The following is a 21,286-nucleotide window of genomic DNA, read 5'->3' on the forward strand; positions in this document are numbered from 1 at the left end:
TTCCTCCTTTTTATCTACATCCTAAATGTCTTGCAATTACGAGACGTTGAATTTCAGAAGTTCCTTCACCAATTTCTAATAGTTTTGCATCACGAATATGTCGTTCCACTTCATATTCACGCATATAGCCGTATCCACCGTGAATTTGTACCGCTTGATTTGCAATACGACTAGCAGCTTCAGATGCGAAAAGTTTTGCCATAGCCGCTTCTTTACCAAAAGGTTTATCGTTATCTTTTAACCAAGCTGCTTTATGTACTAAATTACGCGCTAGCTCTACTTCAGTCGCCATATCAGCTAATTTAAATTGAATCGCTTGGAAATTAGAAATTGACTTTCCAAATTGTTGACGTTCTTTCGCATATTGCAGTGCACGTTCAAATGCAGATTGCGCAATACCTACTGCTAATGCTGCGATTGAAATACGTCCTCCATCAAGTGTATATAAGAATTGTTTAAATCCTTTATTTACATCACCAAGAATATTTTCTTTCGGTACACGTACACCATCAAGTACGATTTCACATGTATTAGAAGCACGAACACCCATCTTATCGTAAGGACTTGAGATCGTTAATCCTTCACTTGTAGTCGGTACGATAAATGCCGAAATACGTTTTCTACCATTATCTTCAACACCATTGATAGCGGTTACAATAATTGTATTTGCATACTCTGCATTTGTAATCCAACACTTTTCACCACTAATAACATATTCATCTCCATCTAATACAGCTTTCGTTTGTGTGCCGCCTGCATCAGATCCAGCGTTCGGCTCAGTTAATCCGAAAGCACCTAATGTTTTACCTGACGCCATTGGAACTAAATATTTCTGTTTTTGTTCTTCTGTACCGAAATAATAAATTGGAGAAGCACCTAATGAAATTGTTGCAGCGTAACTTAATCCTGTCCCACCACAAGCACGACCAATTTCTTCAACTGCTAACGCGTACGATACAGTATCGCCACCTGAACCTCCATACTCTTCAGGGAATGGGATGCCTAATAATCCTAGTTCGCCCATTTTTTGAAATGTTTCATATGGAAATTCCCCAGTTTTGTCATAATACACAGCTTTCGGTGCGATTTCCTTTTCAGCAAAGTCACGTACCATTTCTTTAATCATTTGTTTTTCGCGAGTTAGAGTAAATTCCATTCCGCTACACACCCCTTATCGAATATTGAGTTTCGACAGCGTGCGAGTTTCTACTACAAACATTACGAATTAAAAGACATGAATATTAGTTAGACAATTGCTATAATTCTGTCATAACTTAATTTTAAAACAGATTCTGTACTAATGCACAAAAAAATTCCTACATTGTTCTACAACAATATAGGAAGTTTTATGTCGAATTATGTAATTTATTGTTTAATAATCTCTACCTTTTCCCGAATCAGAAATTTCTACTAAAGCTTCAGGGTATGGTTCAAAATATGTTTGTCTTAATAAATACTTATCGTCAAATCGAATGGCCCATGATTTTAAAATTGTAAGTAAGCTACTAAGCGGGACTTTCTTTTCTATATACTTTTGTATCAAATCTAAAAAATGATCTTTTTCTTGTTTTTTCAACTTTGTTTTAAAATATCCAAAAATATGCTCACATACATTTACATTCGATGTATAGCGGGGTGTGCGCATAAATAATTCATATAATGTTTTCTCATACTTATCAAATACAACTTCAATCGTTTCATTTTTTTGATTTGCAATAATACGCCCTAATTCTTTTTGTTTCACTTGATTATATGCCATAAATAAATATTTATAGTCTGATTGAAACGATACGAGTTCTTTTATGTTTTTAGTATGTTTAATCATTTTGTAATGTGCAATTGTAAACAGACGTGTAAAGAAATGTTCTCTAATAATAAAATTCGACAATCTACCTTCTTCTTCAATTGGCAGATGCGAAAATTTTTTTATTACTGCTCCGCCAAATAAGCCAGATCCCTTTCCTTTTGCTGGTGCTTTTTCAAAACCAGAATAAATTTTCACATCACGCGTACCACAACTTGGCGAACGGTTCTTTAAAATAAAACCATCCACATCAGGTAAAGTTTGTAAAAAGCCGTTTGAAAATTGCTCCATTTTCTCCGTTACATCTTCCCGGGTTGACGGCTGCACAAGCTTATTCACACCATTTTCTTCTACAATTCGTATCGTTTCACGAGGAGTCCCCAATCCAATCTCAACTTCTGGACAAACAGGTATAAATGTAACAAATGGCTGCAAATTTCGTATTGTTACATCTGGAATCATCTCGCCATTATAACGACAAGCATCAAATTCTAAACATTTACTAACAACAATTTTCGGTTTTGCAAATTGGCGCATCATATTACCTCCGTGGCGTTAGTCCGTACAATATAAATTGAATCGTATTTTCAATTTCCAATTCATCATTCCATTTTTCTTCTGGTAATAATAAAAAACGTGTTAATAGTAACCCTAATACAGCTGATAAAGTAAGTCGTAATACAGAAGATGGGGGTATTTCAATAATCTCCCCTTCCTCTTGAAACTTTACAATTAACTTTTTAAAATGTGAAAGTAACTCTGTTTCTACTAAATGTTGTATTTCATTTTTCAATTCTGGCTGAAATGGCACTTCTTGAATTAATATTTTTATCATTGGAAAATGCTTTTTTGCAAATTCAAAACGATTATGAATAACAACTCTTAGAAGCCCTTCATATGATTCATACTCCGATTTAAATATTTCCTTTGCGAAAGCTTGTACGAAAAATGGTGCAGCAAACTTTGTTAATGTCGGCATGACGACTGCTAACAATAAATCTTTTTTCGTTTTATAGTAGCGGAAGATTGTTCCTTCCGCTACACCAGCACGCTTTGCAATTTCACTTGTTGAAGTGGCAGCATATCCTTTTTCTCCAAACATATCAACAGCTGCCTCTAATATACGCATTTGACGTTCATTTCGTTTATCCGTATTTGTAGCGGCAATTAATTCTTCCAGCCAATCCTTCTTCATCTATAATGCCCCTTTGTATCATCATTATATTTTTCGATGTTTCTTTAATGCAAATACATTCCCTATTGCAAATAATAGAGAAAAAAGTAGTAATACAGTTAGATCTAATGCAATCTCTGTAAATCCTTGATTTCGAATCATCACTTGTCTCATTGCGTCAGCGCCATATGTGAGCGGAAATAATTTCCCTAACATTTGGAGCCACTTATTCATAGATTCCATTGGAAACAACCCAGAAAAGAAAATTTGTGGCACAATGACAAGCGGTATAAATTGAATCATTTGAAATTCATTATTTGCGTATGCCGATAAAAACGTCCCCAAAGTTAGTGCTGTTAAAGAAAGCATGCATGTAATAAGTAGCGTTAGCCATATGGAACCAGCTACATACAAATCTAAAATATAAACTGAAAAATTCACGATAATAATTGATTGTATAAATGCAAAGATCCCAAACCCAATAATATATCCTACAACTATTTCCCACCTTTTAATGGGAGTCGATAATAACCTTTCTAAAGTACCACTTAAACGTTCTCTTACGAAAGACACCCCTGATAAAATAAATACAAAGAAAAATGTAAAGAAACCGATTAATACGGGGCCTAACCCATCAAACATTGTAAAATCTTTAGTGCCATGTAAGTAATTTACTTCAGGCTTCATAACAGATACATCACTCTTTTCTGTACTCTTTTGTAAAACTTGAAGTACAGCACGATTTTTTGATGAATCACTTCCTTCTAATAAAAGTTTCATTTTCCCATTCTCTAAATAAATTACTGCATCTACCTTTTGCTGTTCTAACTCAGAAATTGCTTTCTCTTTGCCGTATTCATAAATTGAGGCTTCTTGAGTTTTCATTGTTTTTACAATGGGAGCAGGCACATCAACTACAGCAATATGCGGTACATAGTCTTTTTGTGTAAACACTAGCGATAATAACCAAAGTAATAACATAGGTGCTCCGAACATCATCGCTAACGAACGCTTATCTCGAAAAAATTGGCGAATAATACGAATGATTACACCGGTAACTCTCATGGTAGGGCCACCTCTTCCAACAAAAAGACATCTTCAATCCTTCCTGAGGATACCCGCTTTTTCAATTCTTCAGGTGTTCCAGTCGCTACTAGCTTTCCTTCTCTAATTAACCCTAGGCGTTCACAATATTCAGCTTCGTCCATTATGTGTGTCGTTACAATTATCGTTGCGCCTTTCTTTTTCAAATTATAAAATTTTTCCCAGATTGTTTTTCTAAGAAGCGGATCTATCCCAACTGTTGGCTCATCTAAAATTAATATTTCCGGTTCATGAAGGAGTGCTATTGCGAGTGATAAACGCTTCTTCATTCCACCTGAAAAATGCTGTACTTGCTTTTTCATATGTTGTGATAATTGAACAAGGGCAAAAACCTCTTCAATTCTTTCTTTTTTATGCTTTCCCTTTAATCCATACATTGTTGCCATGAAATCTGCATTTTCATATGCTGATAATTCTTCGTATAATGCATCTGCCTGAGCCATATAACCAATTCTTTTCATTTCATTTAAATTAGGCATGTTCGTATTGTAAACTAACACTTCACCTTCCGTTGCCTCATTAATACCTGCAATCAATTTAATAAGAGTCGTTTTCCCTGAACCAGAAGGCCCAACTAAACCAAATATCTCTGCTTTTTCAACTTGCAATGAAAGATTGTGTAAAACTTCTTTTTTTCCAAAAATTTTTGATACAGTCCGTAAAATAATGGCAGGTTGTTGCACGTATTCTTCCCCCTTTTTAAAAATGAGTGAGTACTCACTTTTATTTTACTCTTGCGTAATTATATGTCAAACTTCATTGATTAGTATGTATTGTCAATCAACAATATTAAACAATGAAACAGAGTCGACATTAGAATTTCATTTCCTAAAGTCGACTCTGTTTCATTTAAATTTTATATTTTACTTTACGTTTTTAAATTCATATATTTCCTAATTCTAGCAACATCTAAAGAATATTCGATAACTAATTGCTGTAACGGTAATATAACTGTGTCGGGATATAAATGGGCATATTGTAATGTTTCTGCATATTTTTCTAACCTTTTTTCTAAATACTTTATTATTTGATCAGGATGACTTACTAATAAACATTTATAATAATAATGTATTTGTTCCTCAATCGCCGTATACTCTTCAATTTCATATTCTTTATGCATGTGTACACCCCTTTAAGTTTTTTACATGAATTACTTATCACGCTTTTCACTCGACTAATTTTTAAGTTTTTTGATTATTTACACTATAACAAACTCTTCGGGTCAAATTTTGTTACTTTATGTAACGTAGAAAATTTTTAACAAAATTGTAATGTTAACTTGTATAAAATGCATTAGGCCTATTTTTCTCTGTACAAAAAAGTCGTACAGTTCAATTTAACTGTACGACTACAAGTTCTGGCCTATTAAAAATCCTTTGCGGAATGATACTATTGCCTAATCCTCTACTTACTACCATAGACGTATTTTGTTTTTCATATAAACCGGCTGTATATGTAGGGAATATCCCTTGATTCGGGGCAACTAACCCTCCGATAAATGGCAATCTAACTTGCCCTCCATGAGCATGCCCCGATAACACTAAATCTATTTGCTCATCAGCATACTTTGCCAGAAACGCAGGCCTATGGGATAGTAATACATTATATGTATCCGCCTGTATTTCAATTTTCGCTTTTATAATTTCATCTTTGACAATATTTCCTTCATCACGGTTTCCAGTAACAAATTCCGGATCATCAATACCAAGTAAATTTATTTTTTGTTCCTCTTTTTGAATCGTTACATGTTCATTTCTTAAAACAGTAACATGATGTTTCTTTAATTCTTTCTCTAAATCATTATATTTTCCTGACCATTTTTCATGGTTTCCTGTCACAAAATAGACGGGATACTCCTTTACAAGCTCTCGTATTAATTCCATACTAACTTCTGCATCGTATGATTTACTGTCAATTAGATCACCCGTAATTGCAATAATATCTGGATTTATGCTTTTTACTTTTTGAATTAAAGTTTCTTGATTGTCGCCAAATTTTTTATTATGTAAATCTGAAATTTGTAGAATTTTAAAACCTTTAAAAGAAGAGAGGATTTTATTAGATGTTATATTAACTTCAGTTATACTTATTAAATTGTTTTGTGAATATAAAAAGATACTAAAACTTACTAAAATACTAATAAGTAATATGATTCTTTTAGTCTTTTTGTTCATATTTCCTCCTAAAATCTTGATCAGTACTACAGTTCACAATAAATATTACGTGCCCTTCTCATTCAGAATAACTGAAATTTTTTAATTGATTTGTAGTATTGTTATAGTTTTATACGCCACTAATAAAATTTTTCAATCTCATTCGTATTAGCTCATTCGCTATAAAGTGGAGCTTTGATATCCTAGTTGTCGTGCATGAGTATATGATGTCATGCTCATTTTTCAGTGAATTTATAGCGAATCACTGGAAGCTCTTCATCATATTATTATTTATCTTACTTAGTTTGATAACGATATAACGATAATCCCTATAGTTTTTTATAAAAAAATTGTGTACTTTTCTCAAATTATATACGACATTTGCTTGTAAATATATTATTACCACTCCGATTTTAATTTGTTTAAAACGTGCATAGAGAGAATTGAAACACTAAATTACCTTATGAAAAGTTATTATTGCGCCATTTGTTAGAAAATTGAAAAAACATGTGTAGATAGATATCATTGTAAATGAATATATAATTAATTTTGATTTTCTGACATAATTCTTAACCTAGTTTTTGCGTGCATTATGAAATAAAATATTGCCCCATGTCAGTCTTTAAAAAATTATATATCATTACTTTAAGGGAGGAAGAAAACTATGAAGATGAAAAGAAAAATCATGATGACGACAGCACTTGCAGCTACATTAGCTACAGGTGCACTACCGACTACATCGATGTTTGCTGCAGAAAAAGAGGCTCCTATCCAACAAAAAGAGGCACAAATGAGTATTCAACCATTCGCACAAAATAATTTGGAAACAGCGGTTAAGGCTGCCTTAAATGGTCCAGAAGTTAAAAAAATTAAAGTATTTGAGCATGAATTTAATGTAAAACCAATTGAAGTAGTAAATTTAGGTGGCGGTAAAACATATGTTAAGGGACAAATTTCTCATCATTTAAGTTTTCGTCCAGATGATCAATTTTATTATGAGTTTACAGTGCAAGATGGAAAGGTAATAGATAAGCCTGTATTTAATATTGATAGAGGTGGTTGGACACCATTTGCTGCTCCACTTTTATCAATTCTTGCTGCTTATAATGGGATCCCAGTTAATCCAAATGATTTAAATGCACTTGGTCAGCAGATTGGGAAAGTTATAGATGGCAGCTGGGAACATGCAGCCCAATCTATCGCAACTGTAGTTAGTTTAAGTTTTAATGAATAAAATTTTTTAATTTTTATTAGCATTGTAGAGATCCACTTTTCCTAAGTAGCCTTGTTATAAGAAATTTTGAAACAGCTATTAATAGATTTTTACCACTCAGTCACATTATCTTGATTTGTTAACCAGCTTATCATTCATTATATGTCACAAAATAGAAGTCTTTTTTAAGGCTTCTGTTTTGTTTGTATACAATACGATAAAAGGTTGTTTTTTCGAGTCCATACTTCGATTCTTTAAGAATCCGTTTGGCTATTAGGTACAATTCATTACAACAAATTATTAAAGTCTAAAATAACTTACACCTCCTATTTTTTAATTTTTTTCAAATACAACAATTCATTATTTAAAGAGTGGCAACAATAAATATAGTAAAAAATCATCTTATTTTAACTATTGTTTAAAAGTCAGGAGAGATAAAATGAACAAAATGAAAAACTTCTTTAAAATTAGCATCCTCACTTGTTTTACACTAGTAAGTTTAAGTACACCATCTACTATTTTTGCTGATAGTCATCCCGGTTATTCCTATGAATCCAATATAGGCTATCAAAATCCAGCTTGGATGTCGAAAGTAGCAGATTCAATAAAATTAAGTGAATTATCTATTCCAGGGACTCACGGTACAATGGCTTTACATGGCGCAAGTTTTCTTGATGAAAATTTGACAAGAAATCAAACTATGAGTCTACCCCAACAATTAAATTCTGGAATTCGATATTTAGATATGCGTGTTAAACGTGTAAAAGATTCTTTTGCAATGTACCATGGTATTGCAAATCAAAAAGCAGTGTTTGAAGATGTATTAAAAGAGGCAATTCAATTTTTAAAAGATTATCCTACAGAAACAATTTTAATGCGCTTAAAAGAAGAAACTACTCCTGAAAGTGGATCACTATCATTTGAGGAGATATTTTTAAAATATAAAAACGTTAATGCTTCATATTTTTGGGACCCTAATTCCGTACCAACTACAGGTAGAAACAACCCTACTTTAGGAGATATCCGGGGTAAAATTGTAATCTTACAAAACTTTACATCCTCTCAATTGTACGGTATTGATTACGAAAGTTTGAATATACAAGATAAATTTGAAATTGGAAGCGGTCCAGACGAAATATATGGAAAATGGAATGCGGTAAAAACCCATCTACAAAATGCAAATACTAACTTTAATAATGGAAAAATATATCTCAACCATTTTAGCGGTACAGGTGGTGCAGCTGCATTTTTAAATAATGTATATCCTTGGTTTGTTGCAAGTGGAAAAGAGAACAGAAATACTGATAGTAATCCTAAGTTGATTCAAACGAATTTCACTAATGCGTGGAGTGATTTCCCCCGCGATAGAAATGGACAAGTATATTATGGTGGTATGAATACACTTGGGACCGAACTCTTGCAACAAGGTGGAATTAAACATTCTGGTATCATCGCAGCTGATTTTCCTGGGCCAGGTTTAATTGATAGTATCATTAAATTAAATGGTATACATTCGAATGAAAAAGAAGTATTAATTTCGCAGATTTCATCCGAGTCTAGTCCTTTATCCGGACAAAAAAACCGATCCAGTCAAAACTTTAAAATTGATAGTTTACCTGTAGGTACTAAGGAATTAAAATGGGTTATTGAACCTTCAGAAAAAGATTATCCTTCTTCTATTTCTTTCAATGTAATGATTGACGTTTCCCTAGGTACAGATTCTACTCTTTGGAAAAATATTTCACATGAATCTAGGACTGAAGCCTACACAAATACTAAATATTATATTGCAAGTCCAATTGGTGCCACTAACAAATTTACAGTGAAAATATACGCTATTACAAATTAAAAAAATAAAGAATCCCCATGGAATTCCTTTTTGATGGAATACCATTGGGGTTCTTTTTTGATTTCATTACGTAAACATTAAGATGGTGATTAAATTTACTCACATATCATTTAAACCATTAGATAATCTGTATTTGGAACGACCTTTAATTTTCAAAAAGAAATCCCAAAATGTTAACTACCTTTTCCAGCTTATCATTTATTCAAAACTGGCTTCCAAAGTGATAGGGCAAAAATCCAATTTGAGTCGCCGTTCCCTTGATAATCTTGAACCGCTTCATACACTTTTCCCTCATGTACTACTCTATCACCTTTAGTATATGCCTTTCTTGCATCCCATTTTTCATATGTGGAATCCCCTGACTTTGTTGTTACATTCAAAACATCACTTCTACTAGATTCATTTCCAGCTAAATCAACCGCCGTCACTACATACTTATACGATGTATTAGCCTTCAAATCTTTATCCATAAAGGATGTATTATCAGCTGCCCCAATTTTATTCATAACCCCAGCGCTTTCTCTATATACAATATAATGGTCAACACCTACATTATCTTCAGACGGACTCCACATCAAATCAACAGTTGTCGCTGTTGTACTCATACTATGTAATCCTTTTGGTTGAGTTGGATCCTCTTTATCTGGAATTTCATTTGTTGTCTTAGCCTTTAGTTTTTCACTTTCTTTTGATATGTTTCCAGCAGCGTCTAATGCCTTTATTGTATAGGTATATTCCGTATTTGCTTTTAGTTTTTTATCAGTAAAAGTTGTACCTGGTACCGTCCCAATTACTTCTCCATTACGTAACACTTGATATTCTTTTACGCCTATATTATCAGTAGAGGCCTTCCATGTTAGTTCAACACTATTGGCAGAAACTTTAGACGCATTTAATCCCGTTGGTTGACTTGGAGCTACTGCGTCGGGAGTTTCATTATTTACTAAATTTACATCAATTACGTTATAAAACGCATTTGACGTATCTGCTACATCCCATACAGCTAAAATAACATGATAACCATTTCGATCAGTTGGTACATTAATTGTATGTGTTAAATTATTTGATGCGGCCGAACCGTCATGGTTCACAGTTCCAATTGGTTCTAATTCAGCACGTGTTAATGGTTTATTAGGATCCCATCCCTTTTTTGTAATGTAATAATGCCATTTACTTGTAGAATGTGCCGCTGTGTATTTCCATGTAAATGTATTTGCTCCCCCCTTTATTGTATTTTTGAACCAGCGATTTGATGTTTGTTGGTCAAGAGTCCCTCCAAACAGTCCTCCTGCCGAAGCAATTTTCCCATCAATCGGTCCACCATCTGGGAATCCTTTAGGTGCTTCTAGACTTTGAGGTTCGTACATTACATTTCCACAATTTAAATTTAATGCTCCATAATTCTGACTACATAAAGCAGCACGACTACTCGGCTTTTCAACAAACCCATGTGCATATGCACTTTGAGGAATCATTGTAATTGCCGTCACCCCTGCAGCTAAAACACAAGCACCAATTCCTTTTTTACTTTTTCTTAATCTTTCTAACTTAGATGTTAATTTCAAATTCATACTTGTCCCCCCAATATATTGTTTACGCTAATATAATAGCAATATAGGGATAAACGAACAAATCACCCACTAATATATTAATAGTTCAATAACATAAACACATTTAGTTTATTTATTAACCTGATATGGGGCTAAATTAAGCAAATTTATTCTATTTTGTAACATTATGTAGTAAAGAGTTTATAAAAAAACAATAAAGATTCACAAAAAATCCAAATATCGATTACGGTTTAATATTCTTACTTTTTGGTATATTGAAGTTTATATTTTCAAAATAATATAATTCCAGAAACGCCTTACACACATATTGTACAATTCCAATTTACGATTCATATGAACTTAATATACGGTTTAAATGAATCTCACTTCACTATGGTGAAACTGTTGAAACTTTACTTCAATAACTCTGTAGGAAACTTATAAACAACTAAAAAAGGACACACCTATAGCATATGTATGCGTAGGTATGTCCTTTTCTCACATAAATTTTAGAGTATTAACTTCTTTTTATTCTATCGTATAAGATAACTATTTAAATTTTAAAATATTTAGTATAGAATAGGAACATTCGCTATATTTATGTATGAAAGGATTTTTGGAAATGAACTTGTTGCAAATCAAGAAAATGGAAAATTTAATTTGGACTATTGAACATAGTAGTGACCTCTCAAAAAGGTATGCACTTTAATACACCTAGTCCAACAAACGTAAATATTACTCCTACCAAATCAAACAAAAAAATTTGAGTAGCCCCCTATTTATTGCACTAATTATAACTAGAGCTAGCCCTTTCCTTTTCTTTAAATTCCTACTTTAACTAGACCATACGGACGTTAAGTGATATGAAAAGGTTCTTTATAATGGGGGGATTTTTCACCTTTTCTAAATAACTTATTATATTATTTTTATCTAATAAGGCACAGAAACAAATTAAAAACCTTTAGTGCTCCTGAGAAAACCTCTTGAGGAAAAACGTTTTTAGGGTGAAACGTTTTTCAGGGTACTTTTATACTGACTCTTTTCCTTAAAATGTTTCTGTACCTAATATTTAAATTAACTTATGTCAAAATATTTCGCAATACAAGTACTAAATGCTACATGGATATATAGAAAATGACACTTTTTATGAGCATAACCCATCAAATACTTATATTAAATATAGAAAAGTTACCTTACTATTATTAAATTTGTTAAATTAAATAATGAAAATGGAGAATACTAACTTTATAATTGTCACAATTTAATCTATATATCTACTCCTTTATTACTCGTAAAAATCATTTGATAATTCCTTCAATATTAATTTATGAAATGCAGAGACCATCTAAAGCAACAATTTTCTTACATTTGATTGTTTTTCTATCTAAATTTATTTTGTCGAAAAAAGTCGATATTTTCATATTTTTTTCATTTAATTATTGTACATTTGCATATTTAATGTTAGGATTATGCCTATTCAAATTAGATCCTATTGATTCCTCTTTAAAATTTCTTTATTTTATTTGTGAAAATTAGTTACTTTCTAGTAAATTCCCAGCAATAATACAGCAAACTACACTAAAAATAATTCTAAAATTATATTTTCTATCTGTGTATATTCAATTTTTATTCAAACATGATTAATTATAAGTTCTAACTCGTTAATCAAATTTAAATAACAATTTTGATTCTAAAATAAGTTCAAAATCAAAATAAATATATTGTTATTTCAAAATAATGTTGTAAACTATCTTTAGAATGGAAAGATTTATGTAACAGCATGTTAAGGGGTTACAGGGGGAATAAAAATGAGAAATTTTTTCGATGACAAGTATAAAAATATTGAATTAAAAAGGAGACTATTAAATATAATCAGTGAAATTAGTGAATTAAAAGGAAAATTAGCTGCTTATCAGGAACAAAATCCTGATATATTTACTAGCTTAGAAAAAACCATACCACTTCATTACATAAAAAACTTTACTACTACCTATGAAGATATAAAAGTCCCAAATAAAAGATTAAAAGAACTTATTTTAGATGATATAGTACCTCAAAATATTTCGGAAGATGCTATCTTTTGTTTTTATCAAACACTTACTTTTGTACATAAGAATTCCTGTGATTTATTAATCAATTCAGAGACTATACAGGAATTACATTTTCAATTAATACATTACATTACCTCTGACAGTGCCAAATGGCGCGAAAAACCGTTTGCTATTCCAGGTATTCCTGAAAACGGAATGCACTTAAATAGTTACCGCATTCTTCCACATGAGCTTATTCCACAAGTAATGGAACAATTATGTGATCAATATAACTCATTAAATTCTAGTAAGGGCCATCATTCACTTTTATTAATAGCTCGTTTTATATTTAATTTTTATTGCATAGTTCCTTTTAATCAGGGTAACGGCAGATTGGCACTTATGTTAATGCAATTGCTATTAATTAAGAGTGGAAATACATTTGTAAAATATGTATGTCTGGATAAATACATTAAGAAAAATGAATCTGAATATTACAATTCGATTTATAAATCTTCGGTAAATTGGTACTGCGAGGAACATAATAGTAGTTTTTGGTTAAAAACGTTTTTAACTATTATATTAGAGGCGTACAAAGATCTTCATAATACAGTTCTAGATTCTATATGTAAGCATACTAAAGTGGAAAGAATTCAGGATTTTATACTTAAACAAAAACAACCCTTTACTAAGGAGTGTATTCGTAACACATATCCAGACATAGCAGAGAGTACAATCAGTAAGGCTTTAAATTCCTTGCAATTGTTTGGCCATATTAAGCTAGTGACAAAAGGAAGAAATGCTAGTTGGATTAAAGTTTAACTATACTTGTAAAACACTTACAGTTCAAAAAAGAAAATTATAACTTTATCATTTAAATTCATGCCTTTGGACTCTTATTCATTGAATTTCACTTTAATATATTAAGCTATTATTCCTAATTTAGTTATTTCTAATTCCTACAAAACGTTTTATAGGAATATTTGTCGAAAAAAGTCGCATTTTAATATTTTTTCTTTATTTTCTGGTTGTAAACGTTTCATTTTCGTGTTACCATCTTAATCAAACAATAGTTGGTAATAAAAATAAAAATATTTCTTTCCCTTAGAAACATATAAACGTACGATCATATCAAGAAAATAAGGCCAAAGAAATATTTGATACCTATCCAAATTACCAATAGGAATTTTGCCGCATTAACTTTCTGTTATTTCAGAATAAAACTTCACATTTTGTCCCTAAACAAAATTTGTTAGCGTGCAAAATTCAAATACACTAAAACACCCAAATAAATGAAATGTCCTTTTTTATTGAGCATTGAGGTATGAAAAAATAATTCTTCCTACAAAATTCAGCTGAGTAACATAAAGACATCTAAATTACTACCTTTACCGCCATCTATTGTTGACAACATATTTACCAACTATTAAAAAGAACCTATCAAGGGTTCTTTTTTATTATAATCATTCAAATTTCACTTCTATCTTTATACTTAGATTTCTACACAAATTACATCTACTTTTTTACTCTCAATTATTGAATTTATAATATAGTACTTCAATTTTATTTATTCTTGATCTCAATCCGTTTAAATTAGTGAATAAAATTCAAACATATAAAAATAATAACTACAACTAATCGTTATATATTAAAGAGGTGTCAATTTTGTCCTTAAATGAAAAGACCCTAGAAACAAAGACAGATAAAACCATTGAAAAGATCCAAACAAGTAACTTAAAAGAGCTTAAAAATACATTAGATAACATCTTTAATATTAGTGCAGATTTGATTGAACATCCTTTGCAATTAAAAACAAACACGAATATTTTACTATATTATTTTGAAGGCCTTACAGATGGTGTCGCTTTAAAAGGCAATGTTGTTACACCATTATTACAAGAAGTGAATGAAGACAGTCAAATATTTAATTCTAATATTATTGCTACTCATACCAAAATAGTATATACGTGGAATGAAATTAAAGAAGGGTTACTTGAGGGACAATGTGTACTGTTTATGGAAGGAGAAAAGAGGTCCCTTCTAATAAATACAAAAGGTTGGGCAGAGAGAGCGATTCAAGAACCCATTTCAGAAGTTACTATTAAAGGCTCACATGATGGGTTTATTGAGAATGCCACAAAAAACATAGGCTTAATTCGTCGATATCTTCCTTCAACAGAGTTAAAGATCAAAAAGCTGACGATTGGAGAACGAGCCACTTCAGTAGTTTATTTAATTTACTTAGGTGATGTAGCAAACGCAGATGTAGTCCAAGAAATAGAAACTAGAATCTGTAAAATTAAAACGGATGCAGTATTGAGTATTGGAGAACTATCTAATTATACAAAAGATCAAAATTGGACTCCTTTCCCACAAGCTTATTTAAGCGAACGCCCAGATGCCATTTCAAATCATATACTCGATGGAAAAGTAGCAGTGTTAATGGATAGATCCCCTGGTGCAATGATTGTTCCAATGAATTTAATTGGATTTTTTCAAACTCCAGATGACTATAATATACATTGGCTCATTGCATCATTTTTTCGCTTATTACGATTTGCAGGATTTATTATAGCCATTTTTTTACCGGCATTTTATATTGCTATAGTGTCTTTTCACTTTGAAATCATTCCAATAGATTTATACACTTCTATTGCAACGTCAAGAGTCAAAGTCCCTTTCTCTCCCCTATTGGAAGCTTTTATAATGGAAATTACACTCGAAATGCTACGTGAAGCTGGTATTCGCTTACCACAACCAATTGGACAAACAATTGGAATTGTTGGAGGGATTGTAATTGGGCAGGCGGCTGTTCAAGCTGGTCTTGTGAGTAACGTTATGGTTATTATCGTATCTATTACCGCCATTGCATCATTTATTGTTTCTAATTATGACTTATCAAGTTCTATACGCCTTATTCGTTTTCCAATGATGTTATTGGCATACTTTTATGGGATTGTAGGTATTGTTAGTGGATTAATGCTTTTATTTGCTCATTTTGTTTCACTAACTTCGTATGGTTCACCATACGGATTGCCAATAGCACCATTTCGGCTTCAAGAATTAAAAGATTCTTTTGTAAGATTTCCTATTTCTATGATTACCACCCGCTCGAGTACAGGACAGCCGAAACAAAAAAAGAAAAAAGAAGGTGGTTCGCATGGGGAATCTTAAATTCCAAAACATAACTTTATTTGAATTTATTATTTTCATTCATTCACTGCAACTTGCATCAGGTATGTTAATCATGCAAGCCCACTTGCTACTACGGCTGGCACAGATGGCTGGATTTCTATCATTCTTGGCTGGATAACTACTTCTATAATCGGCGTATTTATTATATTATTGTTACAAAAAAATCCCAACAAAAATTTCTCACAAATCCTAAAAACGTACTTTGGTAAATGGATAGGGACAATTCTTTTTCTTTTATATGCCTTTTATCTATTTTTTGCTGGCTTTAATACTTTATTAAAGGCAACTGATATTGTAAAAGTGTGGATATTCCCTTCCACTCCTGCTTATCAAATCACCATATTATTACTATTACCTTTTATTATTTTGGCCCTGAGTGGGTTAAGGGCTCTTACTAGTTATTCTATGCTTGTTTTCTTCTTCACTACTTGGATGCCACTATTTCTTCTTTTTTCACTAAAGACTAACTACAACCCTTTACACCTATTACCTATTTTTAAAGATGGATTATACCCTATTCTAAAGGCAACAAAAGAAACCATTACTCCTTATGCTGGCTTAGAACTTGCATATTATATATACCCGTTCTTACAAAAAAAACAAAAAGCCATAAAAGGACTACTAATTGCGAATACTGGAACCATGTTTTTCTATCTATATGTGACTATTCTTTCTTATATATACTTTAGTCCGGAGGGGATAAAAGACGTAATCTGGCCAGTATTTCATCTGTTAAAAGGGGTTCGTTTTTCTTTCATGGAACGATTAGAAATTATATATATCGCTTACTATTTAATTGTATTTTCCACTACGATATATCCGTATTTATTTTTCAGTTTTAAATCTGTGACCATTTCACTTCAAAAAAACGCCCGCAATTGGGCGCTGCTTGCTTTTATGTTATTTATAGTTGGCCTATTTATTTTCCTAAATCCCGATGTGGATCAATATTTGTTTATATATTCTCTTATGGATATCTTAAATGTCGTTTTCTTTATTCTATTACCAATCTTATTTTTCGCTTACAGTATTCTTTTTACTTGGATTACTAGGAGGAAACAACTTTGATTCGAAAATGGATATGGATTGTAATTTGTTGTGTATATTTAATTGGTTGTAGTCAGAGAATTCCTCTTGAGAAGGTTTCATTAATCCTGTTAATTGGCTTGGATAGAACCCCTAATGGAGACATAAAAGTTGGAACAAGCATACCACTCTTTCATCATAAACAGCCAAAAAGCACTATAGAACATTGGACACAAGCATCTACTGTATATACTGGATTCAGTAAAATAGATACGAAGTTAACTGGCTTTATGACAGCTTCCAAAGCTGAAATCATTTTAATTGGGAAAAAATTAGCGCAAGAAGCAAATTGGTTGCAGGAGCTTGATTCCTCTTATCGTGATCCTTACGCTACCATTAATGCTAAAGTAGTACTTGTAGATGGACCTGCAGAAGAAATTTTTAAAATTCACAAGCCTAGTAAACCATCACTTTCATCTTATATAAATGGTGTAATCGAATCGTCAATTCAAAATAACCAATCCGTCTCTTCTACAATTCAACAATTAATGAGAGAACAAAATGAAGAAGGAATGACGCAAACTGTTCCAATTATCAAAAAAACAAAGAATGAAATCGACACAGTAGGAATTGCATTTTTAAATCGCCGAGGGAAATACTTAACTCATATCCCTAAAAAAAATGTTAAATTTTTCAATCTTATAAATAAGCCAAAAAGTAACGGCCGAATGATACTACACCTTGCGATTCCTCCTAAAAAACCTAACAAAAAGACAAACACATCTATCTTCGTACAGAACGCGACAAGGAAGGTAGATGTTAATTATCAAAACGGAAAGTTTGTATTTAATTTCAATATATATGCTAATGTAGCTTTAATAGAAAAAACCAATGCGAATTTAATTAAGGGGCACTATGATAATAAAAAAAATATAAATAATTTAAAAAGTGCTATTCAAAAAGAAATTAATGATAATTTACAAAATATATTAAATCAAATACAGCAGAATAAAATTGATCCAATCGGATTATCCCTATATGCTAGAGCCTTTCAATATAAAGAGTGGAAAAAAGTAAAAGGAGATTGGTTTCAAGCGTTAGCAGAGGCTAAAATAAATGTAAAGACACATGTCAAAATAAAAGATACTGGGACCATTAGAAATTAGATTGGCCGATTCTTTTATTTGACAACTTTTCTCAGTCGAGTGAGTTTTTTACAAGTTACATTAAAAAATATAGCTGTTGATGAAAATAAGAGTATATATAATAGAGAGAGTATTTTCATTTCACTTTATATTAAATAAAAGCCAAATAGCCGTTCATAATGAACGGCTATTTAGCATCTTACTAATAATTTGAATGTTCTTCATGTTAATCTATTTTGTTTAATCCCGTAGAAGTAACTTGATAGGTTCTTTTTTTGCCTATATATTCTTGTTTATTATTCTCAAGGTTAATAAGTGTAGCGCGTGTCTTTTCCTTTACTGCTTCCCCTTCTATATGGGTAAACTCAATGTAATCTCCCACTTTTACGGGCACGGCTTGGCTTTCAGCAGTTTGTTGTCTATTTCCCACTATTTCCTTATTGTACACAACACTACCGGATGAATTCTGTACTTTAATACTTGCATACGTATTATTAAAGTAAGAATGTGGTACACCTGCTTCTAAATTCACCTGCATTTTCTCTGTTACCCTATTATAATCTACTTTTGCGATTTCCCTATCATTATATCCCTTTAAAGACCAACCAAATTGATTTCCGTCTAAAACCGTTGTTTCTGGCATTTTTTCTACTTTCTTCATGCCTTCTTTTGTAACTTCATACATTGCTTTTTTTCCAAAGCTTTCTTGTTTACTATTATCTACATTTGTGAAAGTAGCTCTATGCACACCTTCTAAATGTGTTAACTCAATATAATCTCCTACTTTAACTGGAACTTTTTGTGATTCAGCGTTTTGTTGTTTGTTTCCATAAATGTCTTTATTGTATACTACTTTCCCTGATGCATTTTGTACTTTAATACTCGCATATGTTTCATTAAAATAATGATGTGGTACGCCTGTTTTTAAGTCCACTTGCATTTCTTCTGTCGACTTATTGAAATTGATTTTAGCAAACTCAAAATCACTTATTCCTTTTAGTGACCATCCAAATTGATTTCCGTCTAAAATTGTGGCTTCTGGCATTTTTTCTACTTTCTTCAAGCCTTCTTTTGTAACTTCGTACATTGCTTTTTTTCCAAAGCTTTCTTGTTTACTATTATCTACATTTGTGAAAGTAGCTCTATGCACACCTTCTAGATGTGTTAACTCAATATAATCTCCTACTTTAACTGGAACTTTTTGCGATTCAGCATTTTGTTGTTTGTTTCCATAAATGTCTTTATTGTATACTACTTTGCCTGATGCATTTTGTACTTTAATACTCGCATATGTTTCATTAAAATAATGATGCGGTACGCCTGCTTTTAAGTCAATATGCACTTCTTCTGTCGACTTATTGAAATTGATTTTAGCAAATTCGAAATCACTAATCCCTTTTAATGACCATGCAAACTTATTTCCTTCTAAAATATTATTTACATTAGGTATATCTGGTTTAATTGGATTAGAATCTGTCCCCTTCCAAATCTCTGCTGTTAAAGTTGGATACCCTAATGCAGCTACTTTTTGAATGGTATCGTTATTTGGACGTAATCCCCACTTCTCAAAGAAAGGTATCAAATTTTGTTTGGCTACTTTTGATGCCGAAATCATAAATAATTGTTTTTTATTTTCATCAGTTTGTGGAAGTTCACTTGAAGACATGTCTCTATACAATTGATGCAATTTAGGATAGAAGTCCTCTCCATATGCTAACTGTAGTTGCCAAAGCATAACAAGCTTAACAAAAACATCACTAACTTCGTCATAATTTTTATTAGGTTGTTCTAAGTATTGAAATGCCTTAGTATAAGCGCCCTCCTGTTGCAATCTAAAAGATTGATTAGATGTAAATGCTTTTTCTACAGAAAGGCTGTAAATATTATTTTGTACTTCTGTCATATTATAAAACTTCCAAGGTGATTGCTGTCTCAAATGCCCTGCCTCATGCCAAGGACCCCAGCCATCTTTTATAAATTTATTAATATCTAACACGTATTGGATTGCATCTCCTACATATGCGGTTCGATAAGAAGTTGCATACATATAATAATCGGGAGAATGATTTTCTTCTACGTAATGAATATAATGTTTATCTACTTGTTCCTCGGATAAACCAGCTACTTTGTCTTGAATTCGAGTAGCTTCATCCATCTTTTTTAAGAGTTGTACAGGATCTGTATTAGAACCTAACAAATATTTCTTAACACGTGCAGGGCTGGCCGTAATTAATACACGTTCTCCTTTTAACTCCACTGCATGTGCATTGGGATATTGGTCCAGCATGTTTATTAGATCTTGTTTTGTATGCTTGCCTAGTTCAAAGAGAGGCGTAGTCGTTCCACCAGTTGTGACCGTTGTTCGAATGGTACCACCTTGTTGTTTATTGTAAAAATAAATCATTCCTCCATTTGTCGATTGGATTGTGTTTATACCAGGTTTTAATGTAAATGATTTTATTTTAGAATCTTCTCTCCAAGAAGCATCATACGAATACGTTCCAATGTATGCCTGAATATTTTGATTTCCTTCTACATTAATCGTTATTTGTTCATTTGGCTTTGCATATAAACCAGTGGGTTCATATGGACTAAATGCCATACTTTTTCTTTCCTGTTGTTTCAGTACCTCAACATCCCCTTTTCCTGGGACTGTATATGTTCTGTTTTCTGATTTAACTGACTTTCCCTCTTGCAGTGATGTCGATATTTTTTTTTGCTGCTTTGTTTCCTCTGCAATGATATCTGTTGTAGAAATCATTGCAGTTGCAAGCATAGTTACTGTAGCGGTGGCTGCAAGTATTTTTCTAGTTTTATATTTTGAGTTATTTCCCATATTATCTCCCTCATTTTCCCTTAGTACATGTAAGGACTATTATTTTATTTATCATATTTTAACATCAAAAACTATTTACGCTATTTATGTTGTATCTAATACTCTATTTTTTCTCATAATAGTCTCCTTTTCTTTATTTCTAATTGTTTATAAATGTTATTTGATGACACATAAAATAACAACTTTTCAATAAACTCATCAATAACA

Annotated in this window: 14 protein-coding genes and 1 pseudogene; 6 read left to right on the forward strand and 9 right to left on the reverse strand. The window is 31.9% G+C overall.

The window, feature by feature from the left end:
• Positions 1-10 precede the first annotated feature (10 nt).
• The 7 genes from ACTFOB_RS02010 to ACTFOB_RS02040 form a co-directional block, all read right to left on the reverse strand.
• Positions 11-1,156, reverse strand: a complete 1,146-nt coding sequence (locus ACTFOB_RS02010) for an acyl-CoA dehydrogenase (protein ID WP_151630424.1) — start codon at positions 1,154-1,156, stop codon at positions 11-13.
• A gap of 216 nt (positions 1,157-1,372) precedes the next feature.
• Positions 1,373-2,341, reverse strand: coding sequence for a YbgA family protein (locus ACTFOB_RS02015; RefSeq protein WP_440024223.1), 969 nt, complete (start codon positions 2,339-2,341; stop codon positions 1,373-1,375).
• Positions 2,342-2,345: 4 nt separating this feature from the next.
• Complete coding sequence (locus ACTFOB_RS02020; RefSeq protein WP_151630423.1) at positions 2,346-2,999, reverse strand: TetR/AcrR family transcriptional regulator; 654 nt, start codon at positions 2,997-2,999, stop codon at positions 2,346-2,348.
• A gap of 24 nt (positions 3,000-3,023) precedes the next feature.
• Entirely contained in the window at positions 3,024-4,043 is a 1,020-nt protein-coding gene (locus tag ACTFOB_RS02025) for an ABC transporter permease (RefSeq protein WP_440024224.1), read from the reverse strand.
• On the reverse strand, positions 4,040-4,765 hold the full coding sequence (locus ACTFOB_RS02030) for an ABC transporter ATP-binding protein (protein WP_440024226.1): 726 nt from the start codon (positions 4,763-4,765) through the stop codon (positions 4,040-4,042). The genes ACTFOB_RS02025 and ACTFOB_RS02030 overlap by 4 nt, the downstream gene beginning before the upstream one ends.
• Before the next feature lie 185 nt (positions 4,766-4,950).
• Complete coding sequence (locus ACTFOB_RS02035; protein ID WP_063224861.1) at positions 4,951-5,202, reverse strand: hypothetical protein; 252 nt, start codon at positions 5,200-5,202, stop codon at positions 4,951-4,953.
• 211 nt (positions 5,203-5,413) lie between these two features.
• Positions 5,414-6,256, reverse strand: coding sequence for a metallophosphoesterase (locus tag ACTFOB_RS02040; RefSeq protein ID WP_440024227.1), 843 nt, complete (start codon positions 6,254-6,256; stop codon positions 5,414-5,416).
• Between the two features lie 643 nt (positions 6,257-6,899).
• Between ACTFOB_RS02040 and ACTFOB_RS02045 the strand changes: the two genes are divergently transcribed.
• Both ACTFOB_RS02045 and ACTFOB_RS02050 read left to right on the forward strand, forming a co-directional pair.
• Entirely contained in the window at positions 6,900-7,469 is a 570-nt protein-coding gene (locus ACTFOB_RS02045) for a methyltransferase (RefSeq protein ID WP_440024229.1), read from the forward strand.
• A gap of 418 nt (positions 7,470-7,887) precedes the next feature.
• A complete protein-coding gene (locus ACTFOB_RS02050; RefSeq protein WP_440024231.1) occupies positions 7,888-9,297 on the forward strand; it encodes a phosphatidylinositol-specific phospholipase C in 1,410 nt (469 codons plus the stop codon).
• A 194-nt stretch (positions 9,298-9,491) separates the two neighbouring features.
• Here ACTFOB_RS02050 and ACTFOB_RS02055 read toward each other — a convergent pair whose 3' ends face one another.
• On the reverse strand, positions 9,492-10,868 hold the full coding sequence (locus ACTFOB_RS02055) for a lytic polysaccharide monooxygenase (RefSeq protein ID WP_440024232.1): 1,377 nt from the start codon (positions 10,866-10,868) through the stop codon (positions 9,492-9,494).
• 1,787 nt (positions 10,869-12,655) lie between these two features.
• Between ACTFOB_RS02055 and ACTFOB_RS02060 the strand changes: the two genes are divergently transcribed.
• From ACTFOB_RS02060 to ACTFOB_RS02075, 4 genes and pseudogenes are all read left to right on the forward strand, one after another.
• A complete protein-coding gene (locus tag ACTFOB_RS02060) occupies positions 12,656-13,699 on the forward strand; it encodes a Fic family protein (protein ID WP_151630417.1) in 1,044 nt (347 codons plus the stop codon).
• Between the two features lie 843 nt (positions 13,700-14,542).
• Positions 14,543-16,051 carry a spore germination protein gene (locus ACTFOB_RS02065; RefSeq protein WP_440024234.1) on the forward strand — a complete coding sequence of 503 codons (1,509 nt, stop codon included), beginning with the start codon at positions 14,543-14,545 and terminating at the stop codon, positions 16,049-16,051.
• Positions 16,038-17,140 (forward strand): annotated as a pseudogene (locus ACTFOB_RS02070) (GerAB/ArcD/ProY family transporter). The gene ACTFOB_RS02065 and the pseudogene ACTFOB_RS02070 overlap by 14 nt, the downstream one beginning before the upstream one ends.
• Positions 17,137-18,264, forward strand: coding sequence for a Ger(x)C family spore germination protein (locus ACTFOB_RS02075; protein ID WP_440024236.1), 1,128 nt, complete (start codon positions 17,137-17,139; stop codon positions 18,262-18,264). The pseudogene ACTFOB_RS02070 and the gene ACTFOB_RS02075 overlap by 4 nt, the downstream one beginning before the upstream one ends.
• 205 nt (positions 18,265-18,469) lie before the next feature.
• On the opposite strand, the gene ACTFOB_RS02080 is transcribed toward ACTFOB_RS02075, so the two are convergent.
• A complete protein-coding gene (locus ACTFOB_RS02080) occupies positions 18,470-21,079 on the reverse strand; it encodes a putative mucin/carbohydrate-binding domain-containing protein (RefSeq protein ID WP_440024238.1) in 2,610 nt (869 codons plus the stop codon).
• Positions 21,080-21,286 lie beyond the last annotated feature (207 nt).

The sequence above is a fragment of the Bacillus cereus group sp. MYBK79-1 genome, from assembly GCF_051915365.1.
GTDB lineage: Bacteria > Bacillota > Bacilli > Bacillales > Bacillaceae_G > Bacillus_A.

Bases quoted from the DNA above. Each gene is read 5' to 3' on its own strand.
- ACTFOB_RS02010 (WP_151630424.1), bottom strand. From the start codon at position 1,156: ATGGAATTTACTCTAACTCGCGAAAAACAAATGATTAAAGAAATGGTA.
- ACTFOB_RS02015 (WP_440024223.1), bottom strand. From the start codon at position 2,341: ATGCGCCAATTTGCAAAACCGAAAATTGTTGTTAGTAAATGTTTAGAA.
- ACTFOB_RS02020 (WP_151630423.1), bottom strand. From the start codon at position 2,999: ATGAAGAAGGATTGGCTGGAAGAATTAATTGCCGCTACAAATACGGAT.
- ACTFOB_RS02025 (WP_440024224.1), bottom strand. From the start codon at position 4,043: ATGAGAGTTACCGGTGTAATCATTCGTATTATTCGCCAATTTTTTCGA.
- ACTFOB_RS02035 (WP_063224861.1), bottom strand. From the start codon at position 5,202: ATGCATAAAGAATATGAAATTGAAGAGTATACGGCGATTGAGGAACAA.
- ACTFOB_RS02040 (WP_440024227.1), bottom strand. From the start codon at position 6,256: ATGAACAAAAAGACTAAAAGAATCATATTACTTATTAGTATTTTAGTA.
- ACTFOB_RS02045 (WP_440024229.1), top strand. From the start codon at position 6,900: ATGAAGATGAAAAGAAAAATCATGATGACGACAGCACTTGCAGCTACA.
- ACTFOB_RS02050 (WP_440024231.1), top strand. From the start codon at position 7,888: ATGAACAAAATGAAAAACTTCTTTAAAATTAGCATCCTCACTTGTTTT.
- ACTFOB_RS02055 (WP_440024232.1), bottom strand. From the start codon at position 10,868: ATGAATTTGAAATTAACATCTAAGTTAGAAAGATTAAGAAAAAGTAAA.
- ACTFOB_RS02060 (WP_151630417.1), top strand. From the start codon at position 12,656: ATGAGAAATTTTTTCGATGACAAGTATAAAAATATTGAATTAAAAAGG.
- ACTFOB_RS02080 (WP_440024238.1), bottom strand. From the start codon at position 21,079: ATGGGAAATAACTCAAAATATAAAACTAGAAAAATACTTGCAGCCACC.